General features: G+C 65.9%; 12 protein-coding genes. All 12 read right to left on the bottom strand.

The window, feature by feature from the left end; genetic code table 11:
• Positions 1 to 337 precede the first annotated feature (337 nt).
• Positions 338 to 1,408: an integron integrase gene (locus tag FJY73_11525; GenBank protein MBM3321294.1), complete on the bottom strand. Its 1,071-nt coding sequence runs from the start codon at positions 1,406 to 1,408 to the stop codon at positions 338 to 340.
• Between the two features lie 129 nt (positions 1,409 to 1,537).
• On the bottom strand, positions 1,538 to 1,843 hold the full coding sequence (locus FJY73_11530) for a hypothetical protein (GenBank protein MBM3321295.1): 306 nt from the start codon (positions 1,841 to 1,843) through the stop codon (positions 1,538 to 1,540).
• A 38-nt stretch (positions 1,844 to 1,881) separates the two neighbouring features.
• Positions 1,882 to 2,835, bottom strand: coding sequence for a DMT family transporter (locus tag FJY73_11535; GenBank protein MBM3321296.1), 954 nt, complete (start codon positions 2,833 to 2,835; stop codon positions 1,882 to 1,884).
• A gap of 48 nt (positions 2,836 to 2,883) precedes the next feature.
• On the bottom strand, positions 2,884 to 3,795 hold the full coding sequence (locus FJY73_11540; GenBank protein ID MBM3321297.1) for a hypothetical protein: 912 nt from the start codon (positions 3,793 to 3,795) through the stop codon (positions 2,884 to 2,886).
• A complete protein-coding gene (gene pgsW / locus FJY73_11545; protein MBM3321298.1) occupies positions 3,795 to 4,964 on the bottom strand; it encodes a poly-gamma-glutamate system protein in 1,170 nt (389 codons plus the stop codon). Before pgsW ends, FJY73_11540 begins: the two co-directional genes overlap by 1 nt.
• Complete coding sequence (gene pgsC / locus FJY73_11550; GenBank protein ID MBM3321299.1) at positions 4,945 to 5,409, bottom strand: poly-gamma-glutamate biosynthesis protein PgsC; 465 nt, start codon at positions 5,407 to 5,409, stop codon at positions 4,945 to 4,947. Before pgsC ends, pgsW begins: the two co-directional genes overlap by 20 nt.
• Positions 5,403 to 6,572: a poly-gamma-glutamate synthase PgsB gene (gene pgsB / locus FJY73_11555; protein ID MBM3321300.1), complete on the bottom strand. Its 1,170-nt coding sequence runs from the start codon at positions 6,570 to 6,572 to the stop codon at positions 5,403 to 5,405. The genes pgsC and pgsB overlap by 7 nt, the downstream gene beginning before the upstream one ends.
• Positions 6,573 to 6,661: 89 nt before the next feature.
• Positions 6,662 to 7,156: a hypothetical protein gene (locus FJY73_11560; protein ID MBM3321301.1), complete on the bottom strand. Its 495-nt coding sequence runs from the start codon at positions 7,154 to 7,156 to the stop codon at positions 6,662 to 6,664.
• A gap of 20 nt (positions 7,157 to 7,176) precedes the next feature.
• Positions 7,177 to 8,280: a DUF1624 domain-containing protein gene (locus FJY73_11565; GenBank protein ID MBM3321302.1), complete on the bottom strand. Its 1,104-nt coding sequence runs from the start codon at positions 8,278 to 8,280 to the stop codon at positions 7,177 to 7,179.
• 3 nt (positions 8,281 to 8,283) lie between these two features.
• The gene (locus FJY73_11570; GenBank protein ID MBM3321303.1) at positions 8,284 to 10,734 is read right to left on the bottom strand and encodes an SUMF1/EgtB/PvdO family nonheme iron enzyme; all 2,451 of its coding nucleotides are present in this window, start codon (positions 10,732 to 10,734) and stop codon (positions 8,284 to 8,286) included.
• A 14-nt stretch (positions 10,735 to 10,748) separates the two neighbouring features.
• A complete protein-coding gene (locus tag FJY73_11575; GenBank protein MBM3321304.1) occupies positions 10,749 to 12,002 on the bottom strand; it encodes a hypothetical protein in 1,254 nt (417 codons plus the stop codon).
• 9 nt (positions 12,003 to 12,011) lie between these two features.
• A partial coding sequence (locus FJY73_11580; protein MBM3321305.1) for a T9SS type A sorting domain-containing protein occupies positions 12,012 to 15,714 on the bottom strand: 3,703 nt, incomplete at its 5' end.

Raw genomic sequence — 15,714 nt, forward strand, 5'->3', positions numbered from 1 at the left:
TGTTCCCTCTCTCACCGCGTCGATCGCGGGAGTTCCCGGCCGCGGGAACTCCCGCGACTCTCCAAGAACACGCCGCCCACCCATGCTTTCTAACTACTATTCGATTGTTCCACCATAACAGATATCCCTGCAAGAAGAAACAGTATATCCCGGGCTACGAGCCGAGAGCAGGGGCTCGCAACCCTAGGCGCGACAACGAAATGCGAGATGGGAAGCGCGGCGGGCTCTTCAGGATAGGCTGCGAGCCCCGCCCGCGTAGCTGGATAAACGTGGGCGAGAAGTCCGAGGATCGGATCTCCCTTGGCTCGCCGCTGGAACGTGCGGCCTCCCGTCCGCTTCATTCCCGTTCCATCCGGTCGAGCGGGCTTCGAACGCCTCGCCCTCCCCGGTTGAGCACGTGGGTGTAGATCATCGTCGTCGCGACATCGCTGTGCCCCAGGAGTTCCTGAATCGTCCGGATGTCATACCCGTCTTCCAGGAGGTGCGTCGCGAACGAATGGCGGAGCGTGTGGCAAGAAGCCCGCTTCGGGATTCCCGATCGGAGCACCGCCTCGCGCACGGCCCGCTGGAGCACCGACTCGTGCAGGTGATGCCTCCTTCTCCGTCCCGTCCTTCCGTCGGTGTAGAAGCGAGCGGCTGGGAACACCCACTGCCACGCCCATTCCCAGGGGGCTCTCGGATACTTGCGCTCCAAAGCATCCGGCAGTTCCACGCTTCCAAGGCCTTTTCGAAGATCGGCCTCATGCTGCTGCTTGACCTTTTCCAGATGAGACCGGAGCGGCTGTATGACCGCCGCCGGGAGCATCGTGATCCGGTCCTTGCGGCCCTTTCCGTCCCGCACGGTGATCTCCCGCCGAGCGAAGTCGATGTCCTTGACCCGCAGGCGCGCACACTCGAGGAGCCGAAGTCCCGCGCCGTAGAGAAGCGAGGCCATGATCCACTCGATTCCTCGGAGCTGTCGAAGAATCGCGGCCGCCTCGCCCCGCGTCAAGACCACCGGAAGCCGCGCGGGTCGCTTGGCGCGAAGAACGCCGTCGATCCATTCCAACTCGATGCCGAGGACGTGCCGATAGAGAAAGAGGAGCGCGCCGAGCGCTTGATTCTGAGTCGACGCGCTCACCTTCTTCCGCGCCGCGAGATCGGAGAGAAACGCGGCGACTTCGGTCGCCCCCATCTCCTTCGGATGCCTCATGCCGTGGAAGCGGATGAAGCGCACGATCCAGCCGGCGTACGCCTTCTCGGTTCTCCGGCTGTAATGGCGGGCGCGAATCGCCTCGCGTACCTGATCGAGCAGTCGGGGCGCAGAGTAAGGCGGAGGGGTTGATTCGGAAACCACAAGGGCTGAGCCGATCGCTCGCCGCGTGGTCTGCGGAGCGGAGCGACACTCCCGTGCCGGGGCGTACCGCATGGATCGTTCTCCCATGCGGCGTAGGCGAGCCCATTCTCGCATGGGATCCGGACGGAGACAAGCCCGGTCTTCCGGCGGCGCAGAGGATCGCGCCGCTCGTTTCCCGCGCGCGGCAGGCCCTCTCTCCCCTCACCCCCAGTAATCGATCCGGCATCCGCAGCCGTCCCAAATCCGTTCGTGAGCATCGAGGCGGGCGCGGAGAAAGCGATAAGCCTCCTCGCGCGAGGTGAAGCGCCGGACCAGTATCTCCTTTCGATCGGAAGTTTCCTGGAAGAGGATCGCGTCGCCGGTTCGAAGAACACGGATCGGATCGATTCCCGGGGGGCGCTCTTCCTTCAGGATCTCGGAACCCGAGAGAAGCGCGCGAAGCGTCTCGTCTTCGACCCGGACGACCGGCTTCGCTTCCAGCTCTCGGAGCAGATCGTGCATTTCCATACGATCGATCCCTAAATCGCCAGCTCGCCCGCGTCGTCTCACCGGAGCATGAGCAGCCCGACCCCGAGGATCGCGATGAACGCTCCGGCGATCTCCTTCGCCGACGGGCGGTCGTCTTGGAACCACGCGCCGAGGGGAAGAAGCCAAATCGGGGTCGTGCTGAGAAGCGTGAGCGCGATCCCGGTCGGGGCGCGGTCGATCGAAACGACCATGAGATAGACGCCGATGAAGGGTCCCATCACGCTCGCCGCGAGCATGCGGGCCATCATCCGGCCGCGCACGAGAAGCCCGGTCCACCGCCGAAGCCTCCCGGTCATTCCGCCGATGAGAAGGAGCCCCGCCGCGCCGGCCGCCATGCGGATTCCGGTCGCTGAGAGGGTGTCGACGCGCTGGAGCGAGGACTTGATGATGAGCGCGCCCGTCGCCTGCCCGAGCGCCGCTCCGATCGCGTAAAGCACTCCGAAAAGAACGACATGCCGCGCGACGAGCGAGCGCGCGGGCGGTTCGAGCCCGTTCGTCGCCGGCGTAAGGCCGTCCGGCGCCGCGCGCCGCTTCTCGCCGATGACGAGCGCGACCCCGCCGAGCGCGACCGCCATCCCTGCGAGCGCGAGCGCCCCGAGACGCTCGCCGAGAAAGAGATATCCCCCGAGCGCCCCGATCGCCGGATTCAACGAGAAGACGAGCATCGCGCGCCTCGTCCCGAGCGTCACGAACGCGCGGAAGAGGAACGAGTCGCCGATCGAGAGCCCGATGAAACCGCTGAGGGCGAGGAGCGCCGCATCTTCGCTCGAGATCCCGCGCCCGATCGCGCACCCGTCGCGGAGGAGAAGGGCGGCGGCGAAGAGGAGCGTCCCCATCAGCGTCTTGAATCCGTTCACCGCGACCGGCGACGCGGCGCGCCCAGCGCTCGTGAACACAATCGACGTGGTCGCCCAGATGACGGCGGCGCCGAGGGCTGCGATCTCGCCGATCGGGAGGGAGGAAGAGCTCATGGACCGACCGCGAAGAGGATGCGCTCGCTCATGGTACGATGACCGGGATCACCCTCGATTCCGCACCGCCCTCTGCGGAATCAGAATGCGGAGCGCCGCCGTTCGGGAGGTCGCGCAGTCGAGGGCGATGCTCACGTCGTGCCTCCCCTTCGGAATTTCGAACTCGATCGTCCGAGCCAGGCCCGGCGTGATCTCGGGGAGCTCCGGATAGACCGATGTGTGGCTCGGCTTCGTCTTCAAGGGGACGCTCGTCAGGAGCTTCCCGTCGACGAAGACCTGGATCCGGTACATCTGCGAGGAAGCGCGCTCCATCCCGAAATCGAGCCGCGTCATCGCCTGCACCCTGAGCGGCCCGTAGATGCGGAAGCCGATCGGCTTGTCCGCGCTGAACCGATAATAGACCGTCTCCGCTTCTTTCGCGTGCAGGCGCACCGCGCGCTCGTACGACGCCGGAGCGAACGAGACCCACGCGGCCTGCTTTTTCGTTCCGTAACCCTTGAACAGGCGGACGGCGACCGTTTGTCCCTCTTCCGGCGGGAAGACGCGCACGCGATGCGACCCGGAGGGGATCAGCACGATCGATTTCTCGAACGAACCGACCGGGAGGCCGTCCGCCGTACGGGCCGGGTGATCCGGCGCGGCGACCTCCCCCACTGTGCGGAGCTCAACGCCGTCGATCTCGATCCGAACGCGGTACTCCTTCGGCTCGGCCGCCTCGGATTCCGCATAAAGGTACCGCGTGCAGAGGCGCACGGGCGCCGGGCCTTGAACACGGAACTCGAGCGGCGTCTCGCGCGTGGCGACGTGGTACGTGCTTCGTTTCCCGCCGATCGAAATCCTGATGGACGCCGCGCCCGGCTCCGGGAGAATCCGAGTCGACGCGGCCGCGGCAGGCGCGGCGATCGCCGCCGCGAGCACGCAGACGAAAAGCCGGTTGAGAGACGACAGGGGGATCCTCATCAGCTGCTCCTTTGGAGAGGCGCCTCCACGCTCGCCGGAGTTCTGAGGGCGCTCTCCTCGCGCGCCATGAGCGCCGCGCGGTGGCGGGAGCGCAGGACCCCGAAGCAAAGCAGGAGAAACGTCAGAAACGCCGGGACCACGATTCGGAGATCGTACACCTGTTGGTGAAAGATCTGCCCCTCTCCGATCGCGGGGATTTCCTCCGGCGCGATCGGGAAACCGTGGATCTCGGCGATCGATTCGATCTGCAAGACGTGAATGATCGGGACCCCTCGGGCGGCGTAGTGATGAAGCACGCCCCGCTGGGTCCAATTGTAAGTCCTGAGTCTCCGGTTGACGCCCGGCGGAATCAGCGTCCCCCCGAGGCTCGTGCCGATGCTCGCCGAGCTCCCGCCGAGGTTGACGTACGCCTTGACCCCGAGCGGCTCCGCTTCCCGATCGAAGATCGCGGTCCGGAGGCGGATCGACTCGTCGAGCGTCGGCTCGTGGATGAAGAGAACGCCGTTTCGCTTGATCCCTTCGCGGAGAAGCTCCCTGCCTCGCGGGGAGAGGCCGCGGCCCCGGTCGTTGCTCCCGCCCATCGACGCGGCGACGCTTCGTGTGTGAAGAAGTCCGCGCTCATTGAGGAGCTTCTCCATGTCGAGCCAGGTGAAACGCGGGTCGTTCGCGCCCCACATGCTCGCGCCGACCGAAGTGATCGGGATCGCGCGGAGACGAAGCTCCTCGGCCGCGGCGAGCACGGCGATGTTGAGCGCGGGAAACGACCCGGTCATCGCGATCGCGACCGGGTCGCCGGGGCGGAGCCGGAGCTCGTGGAAGTAGTCGATGAAGAGCGCGGCGAAGTTCGGGTTGACCGACGTCAGCTTCGACTCGAGGACGCCGCGGTCGGTGGTCGTGAGGGTGAACTCCTGCCCGATGAGGCCGCTCCCCTCGGGATCGTTCTCGACGTCGGCGGAGGAGGGGCTTCCCATGCGGTACTGGCGGATCGCCTCGAAGCAGCGCACGGTGCGCGTCGCCGCCGCCATCTTCTCCTGGATGTGGGGTTGCGGCGCGAGGCGACGGGTCGACTCGGCGAGCCATTGGAAGCCGATGCCGATCACGGCGAGCGCGACGAGCAGAACATCCGCGCGGAGCGTCCACGGAATCGCCCTAGAGAAGAGGCGTTTCAAGAAGGGCACCTCCGTGGATGATGATGAGGGCGAACCGGACCAAAGTCGCCGCGACGAGCATCGAGGAGAGCGTCCGTACGATCCCCTGCCGCGTCATCCAATACGCGAGAAGACCGGGGATGATGAAGCCGATCGCGGTGAGCGCCCCCTGTTCATCGAGCGCGCCGATCCGAGGCATACGCGAGGTAAGCGCGCCGAACACGAACCCGAGAAGGACCGCGAGCACGAGGCTTCTCCTTCCGTAGATGAGAAGGAAACGGCCCGCGACGCGCATGCAGAGGTACGTGACGGTCGCGGCGAGCACCGTTCCGAGAAGGCGGAGGGGCGAATCGAGAAAGAGCGCGATGTAGCCGGGGACCACGAAGCCGCCGGCGGCGAAGCCGACCGCCTCGACGAAGAAGAGGCTCGCGACGAGCCCGAGACCGATCGCTTCGGCGATCAACATGCTTCCCGTCTCCTTTGATAGACGTATTGAAGGATCTCGTGGCCGATCCCGCCGATGTTGCCGATCGCGCCGACCCGGAGAGTCCCTTCGCCGATCGCGGCGAGACGGTCGAAGACCTCGCCGGGCGACATCTTCCCGAGCGCGTGCAGGCGCTCCGCGGGGACGCGCCTGGCATAGCGCCGGAGGACGCGGTCGCTCGTATCGCCAACAATCGCGTAGTGGTCGGCGCGGATGAGCTGCTCCACCGCCTCCGCGAACTGGACCGACCGATCGACGCGGTCGGCGCGGAGGTTGAGAAGCGCGACCGTCGGCCCGTCCCCGCTCCGATCGAGCCCGAGGCGCTTCCAGACCGAAGCGGTCGACTCGAGATCGTTCGCGGCGAAGATGTTGTGGAACTCGATCGTGCGTCCCGCGTGCTCGATCGTCCAGCTTGTGCAAGCGCCGGGATCCGGGATCACGCGGTACATGCCGCGGAGCGCGGCTTCGTCGGGAATGCCAAGCTTCCTCGTGACCGCGAGGCAGGTCGCTACGTTCTCCTCGTGCTCGAGATACGCGAACCCGCTCATCGCGCCTTCCGGAAGGCTCCTCGGATCGGCGATCTCGAGGTGCGTCCCGCGGGCGTCGGCCTGTTCCTGCAGAACATCGACGTGGTGCGTGGGCGGAACGACGGCGAACCCCTTGCGCGGAAGCGTGGCGGAGAGAGCATACGCCACATCCGCGACCGTCGGCCCCATCACGTCGAGATGGTCGGCGCGCACGTTCGTGATCACGCCGATCGTGGAGCGCACGATGCCGTCCTCCGCGATCACTTGGATGTCCGGGCGGACCGCCATGCACTCGATCACGATCGCTTCCGCTTTCTCGCGGCGCGCACGGTCGAGGACCCCGACCTGCTCGCAGATGTTGGGAGAGCCGAGCCGGATGAGCGGTTCCTCGCTCCCGTCCGGAAGGATGTAGCGCGCCCTGCTCCCCGTCGTCTTCGCCGCCGTCCGCATCCCCGACTCGCGGAGAGCGGCCGCGAGGAGGCGCGTGACCGACGACTTCCCGCGGCTCCCGTTCACGTGAATACGAATCGGGATCGCGCGAAGGGCGCGATGGAGCCGAACCGCCTCGATCCCCCAGTAGACGAGAACGATCGCGATGAGGAGGAGGAGGACCCACATGGCGCTTTCCGTCGAGCCGCCCAATGCCTCGTTCCAAGGTCCTCCGCGTGTCGCTTCCGCCGAAACGGAGGGTGCGGGGGATCGGGCGTCTATTCCTTTCGTCGTACCTCGAACGTCTTCTCTGCGATGAGCTCGCGGAAGAGGTAGACACGGAGAGTGTAGAGTCCCGGCTCGCGTTTGTCAGGCGGAATCGAAATCGAGCCCTCCAGGGGTTCCGTCGGGTCGCCGGGATGCTGGTCGATCCGCTTCGTGTAGATCGACTTCCCCTTCGGGTCGAGCCATACGAGGTGGAAGAGGAGGGGAGCCTCGCCGAGCGCGCGGCCGTTCTCGATCTCCACAAGCGCGCGCACCTTCTCGTCCTCGCCCATCGTGAAGAGGCGGCCTTCCCCGAGGAGCTTCCCGCTCTTGGTCGATCGTTTCTCGTAGAGCGTGATGCGCGCCCCGACCCCGCCCGCCTTCCGCGACGGATACACCAATGTGGAATCCTCCCGCACCGTCGGCGTCTCCTCTCGAGAAGCGCAGGAGAAGACGAGAGCCGCCGCGACGAGGGCGAGGATTCCGATCGCCGTCCTTCCCCTTCGCATAGTCGAGTTCCTTCTCTCCATCAGATCAGCCCGATGAGGTAGTTCTTGCTCCGCCTCTTCACGCCGCCGAACCAGGCGGCGAGGGGGAGCATCACGACGAGCATCAGCGCGAATCCGACGAGCGAGGCGGCCACTCCCCCTTCGCGGTAGTAGATCCCGATGCGCTTCGAAAAGATCCCGAGGATCCCGATGTGCACGCAGTAGAAGAAGAGGGGAACACGCCCGACGATCCCGAGAACGGCGGGAAGCTTCGGCGCCCATCTCCCGATCGCCGTGATCGCCGCCACGCCGATCGACACCGACCCGAAGAACCACAAATTGTGGTAGAGGCTCGGCGGGTACTTCTGATCGATGAAGAAGGAGTACGCGCCGAGTGAGGTGAACGGGAAGAGGTTCCCGTAGCCCCGCCCGAGGCGGACGAAGGTCGCCAGGAGAATCGCCGCGATCCCGATGCCGAGCCCCATGAGCACGCGGCGGTCCGCCGTCTTCCAGCCGCAGATCCATCCCTCGGCCATCACCGAGCCCATCGCGGCGAGACCGAGCCACGGAAGGACCGGGTACTTGTTGAACTCGCCGGAATCGACGAAGGTTTGCATGAGAATCGTTTGGATATTCATGATCGACGGATCGTACGAGATCCGAAGGAGGAGCGGATGAACGGCGAAGAGCCCGAGCCCGATCCCGAGGCGGAACGGCCAGGGGCGATCCACGAAGAGCGTGAGAAAGACCATCGCGAGCCCGATGCACGCGATGATGCCGAGATGCCCCGGCTTGAACTCCGCGAAGCCCCCCCACGAGGAGTTCACCCACGTCATCTGTACGAGAACGAGGAAGAGGCCGCGCTGGATGAGGTGCCAGCGCGCGCTCCAGTCGGCGTCTCCCGCTCCGCGGCGCTTCGTGTACGAGTACCAGACCATCGCGCCGTTCATCATGAGGAAGCCCGGCGCGCAGATGTACCCGAGATAGCGGAGCGCGAATTGCGGCCAGTTGTCGAAGACCGGGTCGATCGGGTCGAGGTATCTCCAGACCGCGTTGAAGTAGTACGAGCTGTGCCCGAGGAGCATGAGGACGCCGACGAGCCCGCGGAACTGATCGATGAAGTGAAATCGCTCGCTCCGACTCAAGGTTCAGTCCTCGACCAGGGTGCGGACCACGCGGAACCCGACGACGTCGTCCCGCGAGTTCGGCCAGTACGGGGCGCGCGCCGCGGAACGGCACTCGCGCGCGAAATAGTACCAAGACCCGCCTCGCACGACCTTTTGCGAGCCGGTTTCCGGTCCCTTCGGATCGATGGCGATGCTTGTCCCGAGATTGGTTTGGTACCAGTCCCAGCACCACTCCCAGACGTTTCCGTGCATGTCGTAGAGGCCCCATGCGTTCGGCTGCTTGCCGCGAACGGCGTGGGGTGCGCGCGCGGAGTTCCCGCAGTACCAGCCGATCGGGTCGAGAACCGGATCGAGACCGCACCCCTCGTTCGTGAGATCGCCGCCGAAGAACGCCGTGTTCGTCCCCGCGCGGCATGCGCGTTCCCACTCTGCCTCCGTCGGGAGCCGGTAGCCGTCCGCGCTTTCGTTCCAGACGACGCTCGCCCCTTGGATCGAATAGCACTCGGCGAAGCCCTCGGCTCGCGAGCGCGTGTTGCAATAGAGAACCGCGTCGTACCAGCTCACGTTCTCGACCGGGAAACCGCCGCCGCGGAAGCGGGAGGGGTTCGTCCCCGTCACGGTCTCGTACTCCGCCTGTGTCACCTCGTGATCGGAGAACCAGACCTCGCGCGTGAGGGCGACCTCGTGAAGCACCTCGTCCATGTCCCGGCCGCGCTCGTTCGCGGGGCTCCCCATCGTGAACACGTACCCGACCCCGGGACCCGCGATCACGTTCGTCACGACCGGCGGATGGCGGCCGTCGCTGAACCGATAGAAGTGTTCGTGCTGTCCCCAGTCGTCCAGGACCCTCGCGAATCGGTACAAAGCGCCGTCGCGAATGCTCCCGCTCACGTAGTCGAGAGTGTCCGAGGTCCCGTCGAGGACGATCGTCGCCTCCACGGGCGGATCGCCGTCCCAGTCCGTGTAGATCACTTCGAAGATGAAGTTCGTGCCGGGCGCGCCGACGCCGGGCGTCACCTTCCACTCGGTCACCGCGCAAGGAACATTGGTGAAGGTCGTCGCTTTCTCCGCGAGGTTCGAGATCGGGGACCAGTTCCCCGCCTCGTCGGACGTTCGGAGTGCAAAACGGTATTCAGTGCCGAGCGCGAGGCCGTCCACCCAGAACCGCTCCTTCGTCCCGTGCTTTGAGGGGTAGGGTTCACCCGCGCACGCAGCGGCCGAATCCCAATCCTCCGCAGAGGCGATCGGTCCGGTGCGAAAGCGGATGTCGTACTCCGATGCGTTTCCGGAGAGGCCGTCGTCTCCCGGAGCGGTCCATTCGAGCCGGATCGCGTTCGAGGAAGCGGCGGCGGCGTCGAGCGTCCAGACTTTCGACGGCGGCATGACATCGTCGAACTCGTCGAGTCCTCCGAGGACGAGAAGCCCCTCGTCGCGGTCGCTCACGACCACGAGGCCGTTCTCTGCGACCGAGAGTCCGTTCGCGAAGGGCGTGACGACGGTTCCGAGATACTCGGGCGAGGAGGGGATCGACACGTCGACGACATGAACGCCGCCGTCCTGCGCGGCGAGGAACGCGAGGCCGTCCCGGACGACGATCGATTGGCTCCGTCCGCCGAGAGCGAGCGTCGCGGCGAGGATAGGGACCGGGATTCTCTCTCCCGAGGCGTTCGTCCCGTCGACGAGTTCCATCACGACGAGCCCCCCGTGGTAGTCGGCGAGGAAGGCGTAGTTCCCCTCGACCGCCACCCCGCGGGCGTATCCGTCCGTGTCGCACGAGGAGACGACCTGGACCGAGCCGAGGAAGCGCGTGCGGACATCGAGGATCGCGAGCCCCATCTCATCGTCGGCCACGTAAGCGAAGCCGTCCCTGACGGAGACCGCGCGCGCGAAGCCCCGCGTGTCTGCGAAGACGCCGTTGTACGCGAGAAGCCCCGGCGTCGCCGGGCTCGACTCGAAGATGCGCATCCCTTTCCAGCTTTCGGCGAGGTAGACCACGTACGGCTCGGACGGATCGTCCGGAAGCTCGACGAACATCCCGTTTCCGTCGACCGCGGTGGTTCCCTGGTTGAAGGAGAAGGCATTCGAGGGATCGGACACATCGTAGGTCGTGATCCCCTCGGTCCCCTCGACGACGAAGGCGATGTCCACCACGCTCCCGCCGAACGCGGTGCTCGCCGCCTTCACCGTCTCCGCGAACTTCACGGTGTCGATCGTCTTGAGAAAGACCGGCTGCCGGGGATCCGAGAGGTCGACGATGTGAAGGCCCGCTTGCCCGCCGGCCACGAACGCCGTCTCGCCGAGAACCGAGACGTCCTGCGCCTCGCTCGGGAGCTTGAGCCTCCCGATCACTTGGATCGGTGCGGTCGGAGGCCTGTAGAGCTTCTGCTCGCCGCAGCCGGCGAGGAGAAGGAGGGCCGCCGCCGGCGCTCCCCACCTTTTCCACCCCGGCTTCCGTCCACCCTGATTCTTCATGAGCGAAGTTCCTCCTAGAACGGTATCTCGATGCCGAACCAAGTTCGGTTGTCGGTGTAGTCCTTCTCCTCTCCGATATCCATGCCGACCGCGACCTCGACTGCGGTGGAGGAGCGCTTCGTGTAGCGATAACCTCCCTCGAGGGAGGCGGCTCCCACGACCGGGACGGTTCGGAACGTGATCTCGGCCCGGCGGACCTCGTCTTTGCGTCCGACGTGGAGCGGATCCAGATCCGCCCGTTTTCGACTTGTGAAGTAGAAAGCCTGGTACTCGCCTCCGACCGTGAGATCGTTCACGCGGAGGAATCCCTTGCGCGAGCCGAGAGAGAAGTCGAGCCCGTAGGTGTCTCTCACGAAGGAGGGATCGCCGTTGTCCGATGCCTCGATGGTCTCGCCCGCGGAATCGGCTCCCCGCCCCTTCGCGTCGGTGTAGTCGTACGAGCCCGTGATCTTGAGGGGGCCGATCGCGCGCCAGGTGAGAGAACCTCCGGTGCGCCACTCCCACGTATCGTTCTCCATGAAGGCTTGGTTGAAATACCGCCAGGAGCGCTTCACGTCGAGTTTCCCCTCGAGGACGGAGGCGAGGCGGCGCCAATAGCTCAGCGTGACCGAAGTCGACGTATAGGAGAAATCAGTGTACGCGAGCGGTGCGGCTTTGGACGTGAACGGCGGCCGGTCGCGGAAGTTTCGAATATAAGACATCGGCGCATGATAGAACGTGAGCTGGAAGTTGTCCTTCCCGAATCCCGGGTGCTTCAGGCGGAGCTGATACGACTCGTTGCTCTTGAAGGCGTTCTCGACGTAGCGCCAGCTCGTGAGGCGAAGCTGTGCCTCGAGATCCCGGCCGGTGAGCGCCTTGGAACGTGCGGTGAGGTCGAGTCTCGGCCGGATAATCCAATCCCCCGCCTGCGTGATCGAGTACTTGCCGTAGCTCGGCTGGGTGGAGAAGACCAAGAGGTCCACGTCCGAGTAGTGGATGATGTTGTCGTCGTACTCGAATCGGAGAGCGAAGAGCCCCGAGACGCGGAGATCGTGTCCCTCTTTCGTCTCTTTGGCGCTCTTACCCGGCGCGGCTTTCTTCGGCTGTGCCGCGGCCGGATCCTCCTCGTCCCCCATGCGTCCCGCGGTCGCGAGCGAAACCGCCGGCGGGCCGCTCGTCACGGCATCGAACGAGTCCGCTTCGGCCTTCGCGGCGAGCGCGAAAAGGAAAGCGTAGGAGAGAAGACCTCCACGGCCGACGAACATTCGAAGAGGGCGCGATCCGCTCACCCGCATTCCCTAACGAAGTAGAAGTAGTTTCACGGCGCGCCGCTCGCGTTCCGTTTCCAGCCGGGCGAAGTAGACCCCGCTCGGCGCCTCGCGTCCGAGATCGTCCCTCCCGTCCCAGACGGCCGTTCCGCTCCCGCCGTTTGTCTCGCCGTCGATCAGGGTCCTCACGACCCGGCCGGAGATCGTATAGATGCGAAGCTTGATGTTCTCCTTGGAGGGAAGCATGTACCTCACGATCGAGGAGCCGCGCGAGGGGTTCGGCCCGAGCGACAAGAGCGCGAGTGCCGCCGGCGCGCCCCTTCCCGAGTAGGCGAACGGACCGAGAAGCGTTTCATTCCCCACCGGATCGAGCGATCCGATCCAGTAGACGGCGGAGGAATCGGGGTGCGCCTCCCGGTCGAGGAACGCGCGGGCGGCGGCGGGGAGCACTCCCCCGGGCAGCGCCGCGCGCTCGCCTTCCGTGTCCGTCCGATAGACGACGGTGGATCCTCTCGGGCGATCGTCGCAAGGCTCCCACCCAAGCCGCACGCCGTTCTCATCCCGCTCCGCGCGGAATTTCTCCAGCCGGAACGGTCGATAGCGGGGCGGCCTCGTCGTGAACTCGATCGCGAGGCCCGCGGAGAGCGGGGCCGCGGAAGCCGGATAGAGGTTCGTGTAGCAGTACTCGAGGCCGATCGCCTCGCTCCGGTCCTCGATGCCGACGCTCGCGTACATCCGATCGAAATCGTTGTTCACGATCTGTTTGTATTGGAATCGGATCGGGCCGTCCCCCGTCGGCGTTGGGTGGCGGACCGGGTCGTAGAGGATCATCTGGAAGGTCTGCAGCTCGTCATAGTCGGTCCGGTTCTCGTGATGCGGGCGGAGGTTTCCGAGGCGGCTCCACTCGACGACGAAGCGTTGGTTCGCCGTGTCGGAGAAGACGTACACGCCGTCCCCGACGCGCGCGCCTTCGTACTTCTTGTCCGGATCGAGGTTGTCCCAGAACGGGGCGATCAGGGCGGCGGGGCCGTATCGGTTCGGCAGGCTCCAGTTGTAGAAATCGTAGGATGGGATCGTGTCGAACGCGGCCCACCCGTTGTCCGAGATGAGGATCCTCCGGTAGGTCTCCCCATAGTACGTGAACGGGAAGGGGAGCGTTTCGATCGCGAAGCCGTTGTCGCCGAGGTTCAGGTTCGTTCCGTTCCCTCCGTATTCCGAGGAACACTCGACCCACTCGTAGAGCGGCGCCGCTTCGGGGTAGTCGGTATCCGAGTTGTCGTAGGCGTAGTAGCCGTACGCGTCCGGGCCGAGCGGTGCGCGGTGGGTCGCCGTGCCGACGGCGATCGTGAAGCTCGTCGTCCGCACGATCCCTCCGGATGTCGTCGCGGCGAGGGTGAAGACCGCTCCCTGCCCGACGGCGGCGCTGTCCGTCGCATGAACCGTAAAGGGAATCGCGGCGGTTCCCGACGCGCCGATGCCGAGGGGGCCGAGGCTCGATGCGGAGTCGAGGACGATCGCGAGGTCCGCGGTCCCGCTCCGGAGCACGAGGCTCGTCGCGGGCGCCGCGGCCGATCCCCCATTCCGCACGGTCACGGAGAGGGCGAGCGTGTCTCCCGGATCGAGCACGCCGTCCTCGCCGAGGAGATGCGCCTGGTACCGGAAGTCGTGCGAGCGGACCTTGAGATCGAAAGCATTGTCCGTCTCGACGCCTCCCGACGAAGCCCGGACAAGGAACCGAAGAACGCGGCCGTCCTCGACATCTCCGTTCACGCGAACCACCCAGGGGGCGACGGCCGCCGCCGCGGCTCCGGGCGCGATGTCCGGAAAAGAGGCGGTCGCGGTCTCGACGATCGATCCGGTCGAGAGGGCGGTGAGCGATGCCTGCACTCCGGTCGCCGCGGAGGAGCCGAGGTTCCGAAGCGTCGCGCGGATCTCCAGCGTCTCCCCCGGATTCGGGTTCCCGTCTCCGTTCCCCGCGCTCGCGCCCGTCCCGTCGTCGCGGACCGCGATCGCGGCGAGACCGAGATGCGTCCGGTTGCCGACGACCGTCACGTTGTCCCTGAGGGGAAGGAGACCCTTGCCGGTCACGGTGATCACGACCGGTGCGGCGTCGTTCGAGAAGTCCGCGAGGAACCGCGCCTCGCCGGCCGCGTCGGTAAAGGCCGAGGCGAGCCGGTTTCCCGCCTGCGAGAGGCCGACCCTCGCTCCCGCGATCGGAACGGCTCCACCCGCGTCGGTCACACGGACGAAATAGGTGTTGCTCCCTTTGACGATCGTGTCCGGCCTCGCGATCGCGATCTCTCTCTGGGGCCCGAGACGGAGCTCCAGCGAGGGATCGCCGAGGAGGCTGTAGATATAGAAGTAGAACTCGACCGAGTTGTCGGCGAACGGATTTCCGTCGATCCCCAAACTGTCGTAATAGATCATGTCGGGGAATTCCCGATAGATCTCGAACTTCGATGCATTGAGGATATCGCCGAGCCTGTGGATGCCCTCGCCGCCGATCGCGTCGAACGCGCCCATCGCCGCGGCGTCGTTGTGTCTCGTGTGCGACCAGTGCTCGCTGTTCCCAAGGAACGCGACCGCTCCCTTCGGGACTTCCGGCGTCCCCGCGCGGATCCACGCCTCGCCGAAGCACTCCGCCACGGCGAAGTTCCCGTTCTCGCAGACGAAGCTGAAGACCGCGGGGAGCATCCATCCGTTGGAGAGAGAGGGGATGTGGTCCACGGTGAACTTCGGGGGCTCCCAGCCGCGCCACCCGTACGCCCACCCGCGGTAGCTGACCAGAGAGACCCCTCGGTCGATCGAGGCGCGGATGAACGGAGGCGCGGTCGCCCAATGGGGGGGAAAGAAAACCGTATCGACGGCTGCGAAACCGATTCCGTACAGGAGCTCGCGGCACCATCGAGACACGGGGACCGGCGTCGAGGAGCTGAAGTCCCCCGCGACGAGGAGCGCGCGCGAGAACCAGGACGGGTCGGCGCGGTAAGGGTCCTTCTCATAGCCGACGATCTTCGCGACGATCGTGTTCGCCTGCTGGATCGTTCGCGCGGAGAGGCGCCCCACGTAGAGATCCGGAAGAAAGTCGTCCCCGTCGAGTAGGGCGTAGGGATGATCGGACACGCTCTGGTGGTAATCCCAGCCCGGAACCTGATCGACATCGCCCACGAGAAGGAGGTAGAGGGGCGGAAGGTCCGAGTTCTCGTAGAGGTCTCTCACGTACGACAGAATCTGGCTGTTCCCGACGCCGGTCTCGGCGGTCGAGACGACGATTACCTCGAAGCCCATCTCGCGCTTCCATCGCGCGAGCGGCTCGACCGCGGGGAGAAGCTCGGGGGCGGAGACGATGAGGTAGCTTCCTTCTTCCTCGGACGGGGCGAGCAGGGTCTCCCCGCTGGCGAGGAGCTTGCCAAGCGAGGAGAGGGAGCCGCGTCCGAATCGCGCGGAGCTCGAGGAGTGCGTCTTCGCGGGATCGCGTCGATAGTTGATATCGAAAACGATCTCCGGAAGATCCTTCGCCGATCCTCCCGGCGCGGAGCGGACAACGATGGGGAGGAGAACGGTCCCGCGCGCGATCATCGGCTCGTCGAGGGAGATGCCGCCCGCCGCCGCGTCTTCATGCGCGATCACGGGTTCGGACGCGCCCGGCGGGAGGGGAAGAAAACGAAGGATCGGACGTTCGGCCTCGTCCGGGAGCGGGCGGATCTCCACCCGAGCGGATTCGGTCGTTCGG

The sequence above is a fragment of the Candidatus Eisenbacteria bacterium genome (genome assembly GCA_016867715.1).
GTDB lineage: Bacteria > Orphanbacterota > Orphanbacteria > Orphanbacterales > Orphanbacteraceae > VGIW01.

What these genes read in the sequence shown, in the direction of transcription:
- FJY73_11540 (MBM3321297.1), bottom strand. Translation starts at nt 3,795, where the DNA reads ATGAGGATCCCCCTGTCGTCTCTCAACCGGCTTTTCGTCTGCGTGCTC.
- FJY73_11570 (MBM3321303.1), bottom strand. Translation starts at nt 10,734, where the DNA reads ATGAAGAATCAGGGTGGACGGAAGCCGGGGTGGAAAAGGTGGGGAGCG.
- FJY73_11530 (MBM3321295.1), bottom strand. Translation starts at nt 1,843, where the DNA reads ATGGAAATGCACGATCTGCTCCGAGAGCTGGAAGCGAAGCCGGTCGTC.
- pgsC (MBM3321299.1), bottom strand. Translation starts at nt 5,409, where the DNA reads ATGTTGATCGCCGAAGCGATCGGTCTCGGGCTCGTCGCGAGCCTCTTC.
- pgsB (MBM3321300.1), bottom strand. Translation starts at nt 6,572, where the DNA reads ATGTGGGTCCTCCTCCTCCTCATCGCGATCGTTCTCGTCTACTGGGGG.
- FJY73_11560 (MBM3321301.1), bottom strand. Translation starts at nt 7,156, where the DNA reads ATGCGAAGGGGAAGGACGGCGATCGGAATCCTCGCCCTCGTCGCGGCG.
- FJY73_11525 (MBM3321294.1), bottom strand. Translation starts at nt 1,408, where the DNA reads ATGCGGTACGCCCCGGCACGGGAGTGTCGCTCCGCTCCGCAGACCACG.
- FJY73_11535 (MBM3321296.1), bottom strand. Translation starts at nt 2,835, where the DNA reads ATGAGCTCTTCCTCCCTCCCGATCGGCGAGATCGCAGCCCTCGGCGCC.